The organism is Corynebacterium sp. HMSC074E01 (assembly GCF_001808885.1).
Classification (GTDB): Bacteria; Actinomycetota; Actinomycetes; order Mycobacteriales; family Mycobacteriaceae; genus Corynebacterium.
In genome coordinates this window covers 144041-158088 of record NZ_KV794847.1, presented here as the reverse complement: position 1 = coordinate 158088, position 14048 = coordinate 144041, and the positions used below count along the sequence as shown (strand labels likewise).

17 protein-coding genes are annotated in these 14048 nt (G+C 60.2%); 2 read left to right on the top strand and 15 right to left on the bottom strand.

Annotated elements, in window-relative coordinates:
• Window positions 1-163 precede the first annotated feature (163 nt).
• The 13 genes from lgt to hisD form a co-directional block, all read right to left on the bottom strand.
• The gene (lgt, locus tag HMPREF2537_RS06775; RefSeq protein WP_070526854.1) at window positions 164-1072 is read right to left on the bottom strand and encodes a prolipoprotein diacylglyceryl transferase; all 909 of its coding nucleotides are present in this window, start codon (window positions 1070-1072) and stop codon (window positions 164-166) included.
• A gap of 41 nt (window positions 1073-1113) precedes the next feature.
• Window positions 1114-1941, bottom strand: coding sequence for an indole-3-glycerol phosphate synthase TrpC (locus tag HMPREF2537_RS06770; RefSeq protein ID WP_070526851.1), 828 nt, complete (start codon window positions 1939-1941; stop codon window positions 1114-1116).
• 170 nt (window positions 1942-2111) lie between these two features.
• Window positions 2112-2771 carry a TIGR02234 family membrane protein gene (locus tag HMPREF2537_RS06765; protein WP_070526848.1) on the bottom strand — a complete coding sequence of 220 codons (660 nt, stop codon included), beginning with the start codon at window positions 2769-2771 and terminating at the stop codon, window positions 2112-2114.
• Entirely contained in the window at window positions 2764-3174 is a 411-nt protein-coding gene (gene hisI, locus HMPREF2537_RS06760) for a phosphoribosyl-AMP cyclohydrolase (RefSeq protein ID WP_070526845.1), read from the bottom strand. Before hisI ends, HMPREF2537_RS06765 begins: the two co-directional genes overlap by 8 nt.
• Window positions 3171-3935, bottom strand: coding sequence for an imidazole glycerol phosphate synthase subunit HisF (gene hisF, locus HMPREF2537_RS06755; RefSeq protein ID WP_070527579.1), 765 nt, complete (start codon window positions 3933-3935; stop codon window positions 3171-3173). The genes hisI and hisF overlap by 4 nt, the downstream gene beginning before the upstream one ends.
• A 121-nt stretch (window positions 3936-4056) precedes the next feature.
• Window positions 4057-4860 (bottom strand): inositol monophosphatase family protein, encoded by an 804-nt coding sequence (locus HMPREF2537_RS06750; protein ID WP_070526842.1) that lies wholly within the window; start codon window positions 4858-4860, stop codon window positions 4057-4059.
• Between the two features lie 4 nt (window positions 4861-4864).
• Window positions 4865-5647: a bifunctional 1-(5-phosphoribosyl)-5-((5-phosphoribosylamino)methylideneamino)imidazole-4-carboxamide isomerase/phosphoribosylanthranilate isomerase PriA gene (gene priA / locus HMPREF2537_RS06745; RefSeq protein WP_070526838.1), complete on the bottom strand. Its 783-nt coding sequence runs from the start codon at window positions 5645-5647 to the stop codon at window positions 4865-4867.
• A gap of 30 nt (window positions 5648-5677) precedes the next feature.
• Window positions 5678-6313, bottom strand: a complete 636-nt coding sequence (gene hisH, locus HMPREF2537_RS06740; RefSeq protein ID WP_070526835.1) for an imidazole glycerol phosphate synthase subunit HisH — start codon at window positions 6311-6313, stop codon at window positions 5678-5680.
• Complete coding sequence (locus HMPREF2537_RS06735) at window positions 6310-7530, bottom strand: MFS transporter (protein ID WP_070526832.1); 1221 nt, start codon at window positions 7528-7530, stop codon at window positions 6310-6312. The genes hisH and HMPREF2537_RS06735 overlap by 4 nt, the downstream gene beginning before the upstream one ends.
• Before the next feature lie 50 nt (window positions 7531-7580).
• Window positions 7581-7763: a hypothetical protein gene (locus HMPREF2537_RS06730; RefSeq protein WP_070526828.1), complete on the bottom strand. Its 183-nt coding sequence runs from the start codon at window positions 7761-7763 to the stop codon at window positions 7581-7583.
• 5 nt (window positions 7764-7768) lie between these two features.
• Window positions 7769-8401, bottom strand: a complete 633-nt coding sequence (gene hisB / locus HMPREF2537_RS06725) for an imidazoleglycerol-phosphate dehydratase HisB (RefSeq protein WP_070526825.1) — start codon at window positions 8399-8401, stop codon at window positions 7769-7771.
• 58 nt (window positions 8402-8459) lie between these two features.
• The gene (locus HMPREF2537_RS06720; protein WP_070526822.1) at window positions 8460-9563 is read right to left on the bottom strand and encodes a histidinol-phosphate transaminase; all 1104 of its coding nucleotides are present in this window, start codon (window positions 9561-9563) and stop codon (window positions 8460-8462) included.
• A 3-nt stretch (window positions 9564-9566) separates the two neighbouring features.
• Complete coding sequence (gene hisD, locus HMPREF2537_RS06715; protein WP_070526819.1) at window positions 9567-10916, bottom strand: histidinol dehydrogenase; 1350 nt, start codon at window positions 10914-10916, stop codon at window positions 9567-9569.
• A 151-nt stretch (window positions 10917-11067) separates the two neighbouring features.
• Here hisD and HMPREF2537_RS06710 point away from each other — a divergent pair, with 151 nt between their 5' ends.
• Window positions 11068-11991, top strand: a complete 924-nt coding sequence (locus tag HMPREF2537_RS06710; protein WP_070526816.1) for a YbjN domain-containing protein — start codon at window positions 11068-11070, stop codon at window positions 11989-11991.
• Here the strand turns inward: HMPREF2537_RS06710 and HMPREF2537_RS06705 are convergent.
• Window positions 11950-12390, bottom strand: coding sequence for a hypothetical protein (locus tag HMPREF2537_RS06705; protein ID WP_070526813.1), 441 nt, complete (start codon window positions 12388-12390; stop codon window positions 11950-11952). The two genes, HMPREF2537_RS06710 and HMPREF2537_RS06705, sit on opposite strands and share 42 nt — an antisense overlap.
• A gap of 149 nt (window positions 12391-12539) precedes the next feature.
• On the bottom strand, window positions 12540-13274 hold the full coding sequence (locus HMPREF2537_RS06700) for a hypothetical protein (RefSeq protein ID WP_070526810.1): 735 nt from the start codon (window positions 13272-13274) through the stop codon (window positions 12540-12542).
• Between the two features lie 174 nt (window positions 13275-13448).
• On the opposite strand from HMPREF2537_RS06700, the gene HMPREF2537_RS06695 reads away from it, so the two are divergent.
• Entirely contained in the window at window positions 13449-14036 is a 588-nt protein-coding gene (locus HMPREF2537_RS06695; protein WP_070526807.1) for a TetR family transcriptional regulator, read from the top strand.
• Window positions 14037-14048: the final 12 nt, after the last annotated feature.

Here is a 14048-nt window from a genome sequence, read left to right as displayed (position 1 = left end):
CTTCCGATTCGGCAACAACCGGGAATAACCGGGCACATCTGGGCATTTTATGTCCTTGCGCCCGAAGCTCGAGACTCTCGGTCAAGTCGTCTTAAAACATTGTGTGATCCCGGCTACTTCCCGAAATCTCAGCGCCTAAATCTGTCGCTAGGCGCTGCGACTGTCACCTTTGTGAGTCAGCGGCTCCGACGCTGTCACCGACGTCGGCGGCACGGGCCGGGTCCACCTCTTCTGGCGTTTCCTGGCCTCGCGGCAACCGGAAATACACGATGAGTGCTACAACAAAGCAGACCACCGATACGATGACATTGACACGCAGGCCAAAGATGAGCGTGGCATCGTCAGCACGCATGTTTTCTACAACGAAGCGCCCCGCTGTATATCCGGCGACATACAGCGCAAACACACGACCATGGCCGAGCTTGAATGCCTTGTGGGCCCACAGCAGGAACACGCACACCGCCACGTTCCACAGCAGCTCATAGAGGAATGTCGGATGCACCGAAGTGATTACTTCCCCGGTCGAGCGGCCACTGATCGGCGCGTATTCACCGCTTTCATTCACGCGATAATAAATGTCAAGTGCCCACGGGACGGTGGTCTCACGACCATAGAGTTCCTGGTTGAACCAATTGCCTAGTCGGCCGATAGCCTGCGCCAATATGAGTCCGGGGGCGACGGCATCCGCAAACGGCCCCAAAGGGATGCCCTTGACTTTGAACATGAGCCACACGGCGACCGCGCCAAGAGCCACTGCGCCCCAAATACCCAGTCCGCCGTTGGTGATTTTCAGTGCGTCGAGAGGATCACACGTGGAACAGAAGTACTTATCATTATCCGTAATCACGTGATAGAGGCGGCCGCCAATGATGCCGGCCGGGATCACCACCAAGGCAGCATCCCAGACCACATCCGGGTTTCCACCCCGGGCAGTATAGCGGCGCAGAGTCATCCACAGCGCGACGAGGATGCCGACGATAATGCACATGGCATACGCACGAATAGGAACTGGACCGAGATGCCACACGCCTTGTGGCGGAGAGGGAATGTTGGCGAGGTAGTAAGTCTGCACGGGAAATAGTGTGCCTGAAAAAGACGGCCGCTACAACGCGCCTAGCTTCTGCGCGAAGGGCACGCCGGATGCTGGCCGGCAGCCACTAAGGAGCGGGCCAAAGCCATCGGGTCCTGGGCCGCCATGATGGACTCACCGACGAGAATGGCATCGGCTCCCTGCGAGGCATAGGACAGCACGTTACGCGGACTATTAACGCCGCCCACGGCAATACGTGTGATGCTCTCAGGAAGACCCGGTGAAATAGTAGAAAAGGCCTCCCGATTAAGTGCATCGGAGGCCAAAGACCACGCATTGATCGCCACAACAGTACCCCCTGCTTTGATAACGCGATCCACCTCAGCGCACGTGCGTACTTCCAGGATGGCTGTCATCCCGAGGGACTCTACGCGGTCGAGGAGCGACTCGAGGCGAGCCTGATCAAGCAACTCCACCTGTAAGGGAATCGCATCCGCCCCATAACACCGCGCTTCATGAATCTGATAGGGATCAACAATGGTGTCACGGCACAGCATAGGAATGTCGATCGCAGCGCGGGCAACACGCATGTCCTCCAGGGAGCCATGAAAGCGGCGCCTGTCTGTCTGGCAGGCCATGACGTGCACGCCTGCTTCCTCCAGCTTTCGTGCCAGGGTCCCGACGGAGTGCGGCCCGTCTAGGTGGACGATTTCTCCCCCATAAGGCACGGCGCGCTTGATTTCGGTGATGATAGAACACCCCGAGCGCAGTAAGGCCTGGGCGGTATCGCGCGGCGCGTCCATGTCTCGAGACCGCGCTTTAACTTCCTTGAAAGGGACGCGCGCCTCCCGTGCGGCTACATCAGCTAGTACGCCGGCCACAAGATGATCGACGGCAATCGGGGTAGGCATGGAGCACCTCCCTTCCCCGAAGGAAACTCAAAGAAAGAAACAAGGGCGTTTGAGATCACACTTAGGCTAGCGCGCCCTTGCCTCTAACAAGAAATCTGGGGCACCCGATTCCGCGCTAAGACCACTCTCTAAAGCAGGAAATGTAGCCACGGCTCACGTGGCTGCCATGCCTAGGTAGACCGGGGATCGGTAGGGTCAATATCGGCGTCCAGGGCATCCCACATCACACGGCCGGAGTCCTGGGAGGTTTCAAGATCTTCCTGCAGGCGTTCCTGGCGTACCGCCGGGGTTTCATATTTGGTGGAACGGGGCTTATCAGCCCCCGGATTGCTCGCCACCATGACCGCGCCGAAGAGGGCGAGCGCCGCACCGACGATAGCCAGCACGGGGCCAGCGGTCGATGCATCAGCGGTGAGAACAGTGGCCCAATCCGAAATGGTTGCGGAATCCACGGAGGTATCGTTCGTTCCTCCCTGCAGCAACTCTTGAGCACGCTCCGCCTCGGGGCCGGCAGTCAACAGCGCAACCGGGCGCCATCCGGCAGCCGCCGCGGCGAGTGCGGTGAGGACAGAGACAATTCGACGGCCCGTGCGCCGCAGCGCAAAGGCTGCCACACCGCCAGCGAGCACCACGACGCTGAGCGCAATGAGCTCAAGAGACCACAAGGAACCAGATAATTCCGCAACACTCGAACCGGCCTTATCGTCTTCGACCGCCGCCGACACCCACGTCATGCGGGAAGACAGCCACAACAGGATGGCGCCAACGAACATCAACACTGGTCCGATGCGTTTAGCTCCACTGCGCTTTGTTTCAGTGCGCTTAGCCATTGTTCTCCTCTCCGAAGAGATTGCGTGCATCGAAGCACGTGCGGTCCCCGGTATGGCACGCGCCGCCGTGCTGACGCACGGTCAGCAAGACGGTGTCTCCATCGCAGTCTAAACGCGCACCCACCACCTCTTGGGTATTGCCGGACGTCAGGCCCTTAATCCAATATTCGCGGCGTGAGCGTGAATAATAGGTTCCACGACGCGTCGCCAACGTATAGGCCAAGGCATGATCATCCATCCAGGCCAGCATGAGCACTTCTCCGCGCTCCGATTGCACAATGGCCGGAACCAAGCCCGCCTCGTTGCGCTTAAGCTGCTGAGCAATCTCTTCACTCAGCTCATAGTCCCCTACGGCCTCTGAATCAGTGCTTCCGTGTCCGCTGCTTTCATTGTGTTCCTTCACTGGCGAACCTCCTTCCCTGCTGCCGCGAGCGCCCCCTTAACCTCAGAGATCTCTACCTCACCGAAGTGGAAGATGCTGGCCGCAAGCACGGCATCTGCTCCGGCATCAACAGCCGGTGGGAAATGCTCGGCCTTACCCGCTCCGCCAGAAGCGATGATCGGCACGGACACCGCCGCACGCACCGCCTCAATCAGTTCGATGTCGAAGCCCGCCTTGGTGCCGTCCCCATCCATGGAGTTCAGCAGAATCTCACCAACCCCCAATTCCTCACCGCGCTTGGCCCACTCCACGGCGTCGAGTCCCGCCGAGCGCGTTCCGCCATGCGTGGTGACCTCAAAGCCACTGGGAAAATCTGCTGCGCGGCGAGCATCCACCGAAAGCACAATGCACTGGGAACCAAAGACATCTGCCAGTTCGCGCAGCAACTCCGGGCGCGCGATAGCAGAGGAATTTACCGAGACCTTGTCCGCGCCGGCGCGGAGCAGCTCACGGACATCATCCACCGACCTGACGCCACCACCAACGGTCAGCGGGATGAAAACTTGATCGGCCGTACGGCGCACCACATCGAGCATGGTGCCGCGACCATCCTTTGATGCGGAGACGTCGAGGAAGGTCAGCTCATCAGCACCCACCTGTCCATAGCGGGCAGCCAACTCCACTGGGTCACCGGCATCACGCAGGTTTTCGAAGTTCACGCCTTTGACCACGCGGCCATTATCAACGTCAAGACACGGGATCACGCGCACGGCAAGTGCCATGGTGACCATCCTCCTAAAACTAAAGGTCAGATGAGAGGCAGTCCGTATGAAAACTGCCGAATACTAAAAACTACGTCCGGTTTCAGCGCCCAACTCCAACGCTGGGGTCTAGTTCCGAAGCCTAGCGCTCCCCACGAGGATTTCGCGCGATGGCATCCAGAATTGTGGCATGGACCTGCGGGGTCCCTCCCACAAAGCCCTTCGAATTGGCGGTCCACTCATTTCCTTCTGGATCGCTCACGCGGCCACCGGCGGCCTTGATCATAAGCGCACCCGCCGCGTTATCCCATGGGTGCGGCGAGAAATTCACCGCACCATCAAACACGCCCTGGGCCACGAAGGCATTGTCCAGCCCCACCGATCCAGTCATGCGGGGACGCAACCCGGTTTCTCGGAGGTCATTGAACAGGCCGGTCGGCAGGTGTGAGGAACAGCCCACGTGGCCGCGAGCCTCGTCGAAGCCCTGAGCCTCTTCGCCGCCCCCGAAACCGGTCGAGGGGCCGCCGCTGGTGCGCAGCGGCATGCCTTGCGCCGCAACGACACGACGGTTCAGCAACGGAAAATCTGCAACTGCGACGACGGGCCTTGCTTCGTGCAAGAGTGCTACAAGAATTCCACAGCACGGATTTCCCGCAGAATAGTTCGCGGTTCCGTCCACTGGGTCCACGACCCAGATAGTTTCTTGGAGGTCTCCCCCGTATTCCTCGCCGAGCACCGGGATGCCAGTGAGCTGACTTAGCGTTTGGCGCAGCTGCTGCTCAATGACCAGATCTACCTCGGTGGCAAAGTCCCCTTCGCCCTTGAAACGCGCGGGCGCTGCACCGAGGCCCCTGCGAAAGAGATCATCAACGTGGTCCACCGCTGCTTCCGCAAAGGCAACAAGCTCGCGTGGGTCCGACGCTGAAGGTCCTGTCATCGGGGCCATAGGCCTACCTCTCCTCGATCGGGTCGATGTATTCCTCTTCCGGCAGCGGGGTCACCTCTGCGACGGCAGCGAGGGCCTCCTCCAGCGTGAAGCGCTCCTCATAGAGAGCCTTACCAATGATGGCGGAATCAATTCCTTCATTTTCGTAGAGGGCCAACTCACGTAGATCATCCAGGGTAGAAATCCCGCCGGAGGCAGTGACCTTGGCTTCCGTGGCGGCCGCGACCTCACGCAGCAACTCAATGTTGGGGCCCTGCAACGTACCGTCCTTGGACACATCCGTTACTACAAAGCGAGTACAACCAGCCGCGTCGAGGCGTTCGAGGACCTCCCAAAGGTCGCCGCCATCGGATACCCAGCCGTTACCTCGCGTACGCCACTCGCCATCTATCAGGCGGACCGCCAAATCCACTGCGATACGGTCACCGTGTTCTGCCAGGGCCTTGGCAATCCAGTCGGGGTTCTCCAAGGCCGCGGTACCAATATTGACGCGGCGCGCACCGGTAGCGAGAGCCCGGGCCAGGGTCTCATCATCTCGAATCCCGCCGGTCAGCTCCACGTTCAGGTCCACGCTCGTGGTGATTTCGGCAAGCAGTTCATGGTTGGATCCGCGGCCGAAAGCAGCGTCCAAATCGACTGCATGCAGCCACTGCGCCCCCTGAGCCTGCCACTTCAGGGCAGCCTCACGCGGCGAGCCATAGGATTTCTCGGTTCCGGCCTCTCCTTGATCGAGGCGAACTGCCTGACCATCAACGACATCAACCGCGGGCAACAGTGTAAAACTCATGGTGGGTAGTCTACCTTTCACGCAGGCTCTTTAAAGCGTTCCTATCCAGTTCTTCAGCAGCTGCGAACCAACGTCACCAGATTTCTCCGGGTGAAATTGGGTGGCCCACAATGCGCCATTGTCTACCGCAGCGACAAAACGGTCACCGCCGTACTCAGACCACGCCACCTTCGGCGGCTCCGTAATTTCGGTCTCGAGCTCCCAGTTCCGCGCGGCATAGGAATGCACGAAATAAAAGCGATCCTCTACGCTCACGCCTTCAAACATGCGGCTTCCGCTAGGAAGCTCCACGGTATTCCATCCCATGTGCGGGAGGACGGGCGCCTGCAAGCGAGTGACCTCCCCCGGCCACTCCCCGCAACCTTCGGTGTGCACGCCGTGTTCGGTGCCGGACTCAAAGAGAATCTGCATGCCTACGCAAATCCCCAGAACCGGGCGACCACCAGCCAATCGCTGACCAATGATTCGCGGCCCCTGTGCAGCGCGCAGCCCCTCCATGCAGGCAGCGAAAGCGCCTACACCGGGTACCAACAGGCCATCGGCCTCTACAGCTAGTTTCGGGTCTGCGGTCACCGTAACGGTGGCACCAACCCGCTCCAGCGCGCGCACTGCCGACCGAACATTGCCAGCGCCATAATCTAGGACTACTACGTCGTGTGAGCTCATCGTGCTTCCTTTCCGGGCCTCTTCGGCCTTCTAATCATGCGCAGGCGAGTCTGAATATCATTCAGCTCGCTCACACGGGTTTTGCCCAAGGCGCGGTCAGCCGTGGACATGAGCAGGCCCACCGCGATGATGGCAGCGCCGGCGGCGAAGGCGCCATCATATCCGGACATAGCCACGACAGCGCCGAGAACCGTCGAACCAAGGCCGGTTCCACCGTCATAGAAGATATTCCACACCGCAGAGCCCTCCGAGAGACGCTCGCGCGGGAGACGGTCAAACATCGACAACAAGGCCTCGTTTTGCACGATGCCGAAACCCGCACCATAGATGACAGTGCCGAAGACAAGCAGCCATACCGACCATTCTTGCCACAGCACGGCGGCGATGAGACCCACACCAAAGACTGAGAAAGCCTGAGCGGGAATCATCAGCGTGCCTGGCTGGCCCACTCGGTCCGCCACCACACCGGCCACATAGCGTGCGATCATGGCCGAGCCACCGATCACCGACAGCATGAGACCGCCCAAGACAGCGCCGCGCTCAGGGTCCAGCTCGCGCACCGCCGGGGAAATGAAGTTGGAGGCCACGCCGTAGCTCACGGAGAAACTGGTCAGGGCCAGCGCGGGGACGAGCACGAGCTTCCACATTGGTGCCCGCGGAGTGGTGTCCGTGGGATCCGGCAAGCCCACTGGAGCTGCCTTGATTTGGGGTACCAGAATGCACGTGAAGAATCCCAGTAGGCCAAGGCCAGCGGCCAGAAGATACACCGTGTTGTAGTTGAAGGCTGAAGCCACCGCAAGACCCAAAGGTAAGAAGGCCATTTGCGCCGCTCCGATGAACAACCCGAAGATACCGGTGGCCTTGCCCAGAAGGCGCCGTGGCGTGATTTCCGCGATGAGCGCGTTCTCCGCCACCGTGAGCGCACCGAAGCCGATTCCGCGCAGGGCGGAGAAGCCCAGGGCGATCGGGGCGACGTCGCCCAGCATGTGCCCCAACGCCGGCAGACCCAGCAACAGCGCCGAGGCTGCCATAATCGGGCGATAGCCAAAGATACGCAGCAGCATCGGTGTCGCCATCTGGGTAAGTACTGTAGCCAGCATGAACACGCCAGTCGTGGCACCAGCCAATGTCGCGGAACCGCCGGAATCCAGCACGGCCAGCGGCACCACGGGCAGCAAAACCGACCACGCGCCAAAAGCGGAAACCACCGCGATCATGGTTTCCCTAAAGCCAGCAACCTTCCATACGCTCTGAGGGGTCTTTTCCGTCACTTCGCCGCCAATCCTGCTGAGAAGATGTCAAGGAACCACACCAAGGCAGCGGCCACGGAGACCGCCGCGAGTGCACCCGCGACCACGGTCATCAGCACCGACCCGTTCTGGTAAGCCGCCCACGCACCACCGACGAGCAAACCGGCGACCAGAAAGAGAACGAGAACCATTGCATTCATAAGTCTTAGAGCGCTCCCTTCGTCGAAGGAACTCCGTTCACGCGCGGATCCTGCTCAGTAGCCTGGCGCAGAGCACGGGCCACCGCCTTGTACTCGGCCTCCGTGATGTGGTGCGGATCGCGGCCGTAGCGCACGTTGACGTGCAAGGTCGTCGCCGAGTGCGTGGCAAAGGTTTCGAAGAAGTGTCGGTTGATAACCGTGGCGTAGTGCCCACCGATAATCTGCCACTCCATGTTCTCCGGCTCGCCATTCATCACGAAGTAGGGGCGCCCTGAGATATCGACGACGGCCTCCACCAGCGTTTCATCCATGGGCAGAAGCTGGGAGCCGAAACGGCGGATGCCGGACTTATCCCCCAGCGCTTCGAGGAAAGCGCGGCCTAGCACAATCGCGGTGTCTTCCACCGTGTGGTGGGCATCGATGTGGATATCACCCTCGGCGTGCACCTGAAGGTCAAAGGAGCCGTGGGTACACACAGCGTTGAGCATGTGGTCAAAGAACGGCAGCCCCGTCGAAATATCCGCCTGGCCGGTGCCATCGAGGTTTATTTCTACAGAGATCTTTGTCTCCCCGGTGACGCGCTCTGCGCGGCCAATGCGGTCGCCATGGTTGTGGCGTACAGCTTCGCCAGCACTCATTGCCCCACGCTCCTTCTTCAAGTTATGCGCCCACGGTGTGGGCTCAGTTCATCATCGTTCAGTTAGCCATCTCTACTGTATCTGCCAAGTCCTCAGCCGCCGAAAGGAAGGCGTCATTCTCGTCGGGTAGACCAATCGTAGCGCGCAGGAGACCCGGTACGCCGTTGTCTCGGATCAACACATCGCGGTCGAGGAATCCCTGCCACACCGCGTGTTGATCGGCAAAACGTCCGAAGGAGACGAAGTTAGATTCGCTCGGCACCACGTAGTACCCGAGCTCCTGGAGCCGTGCGACAACCCGATCCCGCTCTGCGGAAAGCTTCGCAACGGTGCCCAAGGTCTCTTCCTTGTGAGCAAGGGCCACGGTTGCCGCGATCTGGGATAGCACGGAGAGGTGATAGGGCAAGCGGACGAGCATCACCGCTTCCACGAAAGCGGGATCCGCCACGAAGTAACCCAAGCGCCCGCCGGCGAAATCGAAGGCCTTGGACATCGTGCGAGAGACCACGAGCTTGGTCGGGTACTTCGCCAGCAGTGTTGTTGCTGACGGCGAAGGCGAGAATTCCATGTAAGCCTCGTCCACGATAACGATGCCCGGCGCGGCCTGCACGATCTTCTCCACCAGTTCGATCGGGGTGACGTCACCGGTGGGGTTGTTCGGAGTGGTGATGAAGACGACGTCGGGGCTGTGCTTGGCGACGGCCTCCAACGCCTCCTTTTCATCAATCCGGAAATCCGCATCGCGCGAGCAGGAGATGAATTCGGTTTGGGTGCCCGCGCACAGGATGGGGTGCATGGAATAGCTCGGGGTAAATCCCAGCGCGCTACGCCCCGGCCCGCCAAAGGCCTGAAGCAGCTGCTGCAAAACCTCATTAGAACCATTAGCTGCCCAGACGTTCTCCACGCTGACAGCCACCCCGGTTTGCTCGCTGACGTACTCGGCCAGTGCCGTGCGCAGCTCCACGGCATCGCGCTCTGGGTAGCGGTTGAGCTCCCGCGCGTGCTTCTCGACGGCCGCCACCATGTCCTTCACCAGCGCCTCCGAGGGCGGATAGGGGTTCTCGTTGGTGTTGAGCTGGTTGGTCACCGTCAGCTGCGGGGCTCCATAGACGCTGGAGCCGCGCAATTCTTCGCGAAGGGGAAGATCCTTCAACTCAGCCATTGCTTAAGCCTCTTCTTTCTGGGTATCGGTGTCATCAGCGAATCGTGCCGCAATTGCTTCACCATGGGCGGGCAGCGCCTCCGCGGTGGCGAAGGCAATGACATTCTGCGCTACCTCGCCGAGTGCTGCGCGGTCATACTCAATGAGGTTGACTGGGCGTAGGAAGGTGTGCGTCGACAGCCCAGCGCTGAACCGCGCGGTTCCCGAGGTAGGCAAAACGTGGTTGGAACCGGCGGTGTAATCACCGAGCGGAACGGGCGAATAATCGCCAACGAAGATTGCACCGGCGTGGCGGATGCGCTCCGCAACTGCCCGGGCATTCTTCGTGTGAACCTCCAAGTGCTCAGCGGCATAGGCGTCCGCGACAGCGATACCTGCCTCGAGATTGTCGACCACGACAATGCCGGACTGTTCTCCACGCAATGCCTCAGCCGCGCGCTCGGCGTTGGCTGTGGCGGTATAGCGCTGAGCTACCTCCGCATTCACCGCAGCGGCAAAGTCCTCAGAATCGGTGATGAGCACGGAGGCAGCCATGGGATCGTGCTCCGCCTGGGAAATGAGGTCATAGGCCACGTAGACGGGGTTAGCGGTCTCGTCGGCCAGGATGGCGATCTCGGTAGGACCAGCTTCCGCATCAATGCCCACCACTCCCTGCACCGAGCGCTTAGCGGCAGCAACAAAGACGTTGCCGGGACCGGTGATGATATCGACAGGCTCCAGTGCTTCTTCACCCGTAATGGGTTCATCATCGCCGTAAGCCAAAAGTGCGATGGCTTGCCCGCCGCCGACGGCCCAGACATCATCCACGCCCAGCATGTGGCACGTGGCCAGCACCGTCGGGTGCGGCAGGCCGCCGAATTCCTTCTGCGGCGGAGAAGCCACGACCATCGCCGCAGCGCCCGCTTCTTGAGCGGGGACGGCATTCATAATGACGGAAGACGGATACACCGCCTTGCCGCCCGGAACATAGAGCCCTACGCGCTCAATGGGCTGGAAAACCTCGGTGACCGTCGCACCTGGCGCCAGCGTCGTCGTGTGTGAAGCCGGCTTCTGATCAGCGTGAACGGCGCGCACGCGCGCGATAGATTCTTCGATGGCTGCTCGCACACTCGAATCCAGTTCCTCGGCAGCTTTCTTCAGCTCCTCCTTAGGCACTCGCACCGCGGCGGGGCGGATTCCGTCGAATTGTTCGCCGAAGTCGAGGGCCGCCGCCGCACCACCCTTGCGTACCTTCTCCACCATGGGGATGACGGTGCCCATCACCGAGGACACATCCGTTCCCCCTCGCGGCAAGACTCGGCGCAACCGGGAGGTGGTTAGTTCCTCTCCACGCAGGTCGATGGTTCGTAGCATGCTCAGACCCCTTTTATAATATGCAGCGGTTTCTATACCTTCCCATTACTATACCTGGACCGAAAAGCCAGCGAGCTGGCAGGTAGGGGTTATAGAATGTGCCACTAGTAACACATTCCGGGACCCCGAATCGGTGAAGGGAGGCGACGAGATGAGCAACGGCGCCGATGGCCTGGACAGCCAGTCTCCTTCCAACCTGCTTGCCCGCGTCGAAAACCTCGCGCACCGCGAAAGCCTCGATTGCATTCGGGTCACCGCACACGAGCTCCTCTTCCCCCACCCACCGCTTGGGGAAACCCGCGCTTTCATGGACACCGAGGGCGAACCAATCCTGCGTTTTTACACCACGCACCACGGCATTCTAGGTTTCGGCGACATCCCCGCTCTCAGTGAATTCGTCAACGACTGGAACCATGACTGCCTCTCGCCGCACCTCATCCTCAACTATTCGGCACCTACCGAGGTAGAAGTGTGGGGGCATTCCTTCCTCGTGGTTCACCAGAAACCCACGACGTCCCAGCTTGCCGCTTCGGTTCTGCCAGCACTCCACAACGCTGCGGCCTGCCTCGAAGAACTGGCCGATCACTTCCCGGTCCTCACTCTGCCCCGTCCGACGACTCCGGAAGAACAAACAGAACTAGACGGCCCCGTCTCCGCTGTGGATACTGCCCGCCTTGGGGAGATCCTTCCTACCCTGGGGATAACGCGCTTCCAATCGGATGCCGACGAGGCCGTCTATGCCTGGATCAATGATGTCCTTTTTGCTTTCGCCATCGATTCCGGCCCCAGCCTCATTATCAAAGGCCATTGGGATCCCAACCTGCCGGGCAGCGAGTTCTCCAAAATCTTCCTCATTTGCAATGACTGGAACCGGACCAATCACTCAGCCTCAGCCTTCTGTCACTCCAACATTGATGGGCTGCAGGTGCGCATTGATTACGCGATCATGACGGGCGCCGGGCTTTCCGACGCCCAACTGATCACCGCCCTCGGCCGCGGCATCAAACACGTCCTCCACGGGATCGACGACATCTCACGCGATGCGGTGGGCTCCTCCCCCGTCGCTTGGCCCTAGCGCATCATCGACCGCCGCCTCATCGTCTACCGTTTCGCTTTCGTGCCAAACGCTGGGCGGATCAAAATACAGCGCAGACCAATAGGCAAACATGGCCATAAATGGCCCTACGAGCCAGGCAATGCCAGGTGAGAAATTCGGGACAAACTCCACAAACTCCCCGGGACTTTCTGGAATATCAGTGGCTGTCGCCCCACCGAAGACATAGAAGGACGCCGCACCAGCCAAAGCTGCCAGAGCCACCCATGCCAGCAGGCCGACGCCGCGGTAGCGCTCTCCCCAACGGTGGGCGATAAGCCCCAAGGCCATACCGAGGAATCCTGTGATCAGCACGAAGGTGATATAGGAGTCGAATTGCACGTCGGCGACGTTGCCCAAAACATAGCCGCCATCCTCCATTCGATGACCCTCCAGAATAGGCCGCCACAGCCCCCATACAGCGCCAACAGCGGAAAATCCAAAGAGGGCTAACGCGAGCAACCCCGCGCCGAATCCGACGGCGCGGGGTATGCGAAGGCAAGGTGCACGCAGTGCAGGCACGATACTCTCTAGCCGCAGAAGGTCCAGTTACCGTTCTCACGCTTGAAGCGCATGGTGGAGCTATCCGTGCCCTGGCTGGTGTTGACGTTCACGGTCGCGGAGGCATCGTCACCGTTAACCACGACATCGTTGATGGACTCAACGCCAGTCTTGGACCAGTCAAAGCCATCCATCTGGGAGGTATCCTGGCCCGCTGCCGCCATCATGTCCTTGAGCTGGTTCATCGGAACATCCGGAACCTGGTTGTAGTCAACCTGGTCGAGACCGGAGTTCGGATCGTTGCGGATAGCCGCGCAGGTGTGCTCCGGGAGGTACTTCACGAAGGAACGCATGGTCTGCTGCTCATACATACCGCGCACTAGGGCGTTAATACCGTCGACATCCTCCTGGCTGGCGGCCTCACCCTGCACCGGTTCGACCTTGGGCATGTTCTGGAAAGGATCCGCGCCTTCTTCGAAGGGGTTGGCCAGAGTCTGGTTAGCAGCCTCGGGTTTCTCCCCCTCCGGCTTGGAAGCATCGTCCTTATTCTCTTCGCCGTCCTTCTTGTCCTCACCCTCCTTCTTCTCCTCAGAAGTCTTCTCCTCAGAAGTCTTTTCCTTAGACTTCGTAGTCGTGGTGGTCTTTGCTGCAGAGGACGCCGTGTCGCCTGCATTCTCATCATCGGAACCACAAGCAGCCAAGGAAAGCGGTGCAACGAGCGCAACAGCAATGAGGGACTTCTTGGCAGGTGTCAGAAAAGACAAGGGAAAACTCCTAAATATATAGAGAGCGATAGGTTAAACCACGCTGGGCGCGGCGTTTGCTCTTGGGCAACTTACATAACCTTAACAAGGGCTGTTTGAAGAATTCATATCCTACACCTTGAAGCTTCCTGTGAGCCTCACGTGGGGTTTCTCTTGCCGCGTAGAGTTGGTCGTGTGCACCTTTCTCGCGACGCTATCGTTTCCACCGCCCTTGAGCTCTTGACCCAATACGGCCTTGCTGATGTCACTATGCGCCGAGTCGCCACGAACCTCGGGGTCGCCCCCGGCGCGCTGTACTGGCACGTGGCCAACAAACAATCGCTGATCGCGGCCATGACTGCTGAAATACTCGCTCCTGTCACCGGGGAAAGCACGGCGGAGCTGGTCAGCTCTCTGCACAGTGAGCTGCAACGCTGGCGCGATGGAGCTGAAGTGGCCATCGCCGGAGCATCCTTCCCCGAATCCTCAGCGAGCGCCGACTTAGAAAAGCTATTCACCAAGGCACTGCAGAAGGAAGCACCCGATGCCTCGCCGGAGGATAGAGCCGTCGCCGCCCGCACTCTGATCCACTACACGCTGGGCGCCACTTTCATGGAACAATCCCGAGAGCAGCTCAGTGGGGCGGCGCTAGGAGGGACGTCGCCAAGCACAGCGTCTACAGCTCCCGAGACCGCCCCGGTAGACGCCACCTCGGTGCGCGCAGCAGAGCTGATGGTCGCCGGCTTAAGGTCACTGCGAAGCGATCACATACATCAGAATTGACTAAGCTAAGCC

What these genes read in the sequence shown, in the direction of transcription:
- HMPREF2537_RS06765 (WP_070526848.1), bottom strand. Translation starts at nt 2,771, where the DNA reads ATGGCTAAGCGCACTGAAACAAAGCGCAGTGGAGCTAAACGCATCGGA.
- hisF (WP_070527579.1), bottom strand. Translation starts at nt 3,935, where the DNA reads ATGGCACTTGCCGTGCGCGTGATCCCGTGTCTTGACGTTGATAATGGC.
- HMPREF2537_RS06770 (WP_070526851.1), bottom strand. Translation starts at nt 1,941, where the DNA reads ATGCCTACCCCGATTGCCGTCGATCATCTTGTGGCCGGCGTACTAGCT.
- HMPREF2537_RS06710 (WP_070526816.1), top strand. Translation starts at nt 11,068, where the DNA reads ATGAGCAACGGCGCCGATGGCCTGGACAGCCAGTCTCCTTCCAACCTG.
- HMPREF2537_RS06750 (WP_070526842.1), bottom strand. Translation starts at nt 4,860, where the DNA reads ATGGCCCCGATGACAGGACCTTCAGCGTCGGACCCACGCGAGCTTGTT.
- hisB (WP_070526825.1), bottom strand. Translation starts at nt 8,401, where the DNA reads ATGAGTGCTGGCGAAGCTGTACGCCACAACCATGGCGACCGCATTGGC.
- hisH (WP_070526835.1), bottom strand. Translation starts at nt 6,313, where the DNA reads ATGAGCTCACACGACGTAGTAGTCCTAGATTATGGCGCTGGCAATGTT.
- HMPREF2537_RS06730 (WP_070526828.1), bottom strand. Translation starts at nt 7,763, where the DNA reads ATGAATGCAATGGTTCTCGTTCTCTTTCTGGTCGCCGGTTTGCTCGTC.
- hisD (WP_070526819.1), bottom strand. Translation starts at nt 10,916, where the DNA reads ATGCTACGAACCATCGACCTGCGTGGAGAGGAACTAACCACCTCCCGG.
- HMPREF2537_RS06705 (WP_070526813.1), bottom strand. Translation starts at nt 12,390, where the DNA reads ATGGAGGATGGCGGCTATGTTTTGGGCAACGTCGCCGACGTGCAATTC.
- HMPREF2537_RS06720 (WP_070526822.1), bottom strand. Translation starts at nt 9,563, where the DNA reads ATGGCTGAGTTGAAGGATCTTCCCCTTCGCGAAGAATTGCGCGGCTCC.
- HMPREF2537_RS06735 (WP_070526832.1), bottom strand. Translation starts at nt 7,530, where the DNA reads ATGATCGCGGTGGTTTCCGCTTTTGGCGCGTGGTCGGTTTTGCTGCCC.
- priA (WP_070526838.1), bottom strand. Translation starts at nt 5,647, where the DNA reads ATGAGTTTTACACTGTTGCCCGCGGTTGATGTCGTTGATGGTCAGGCA.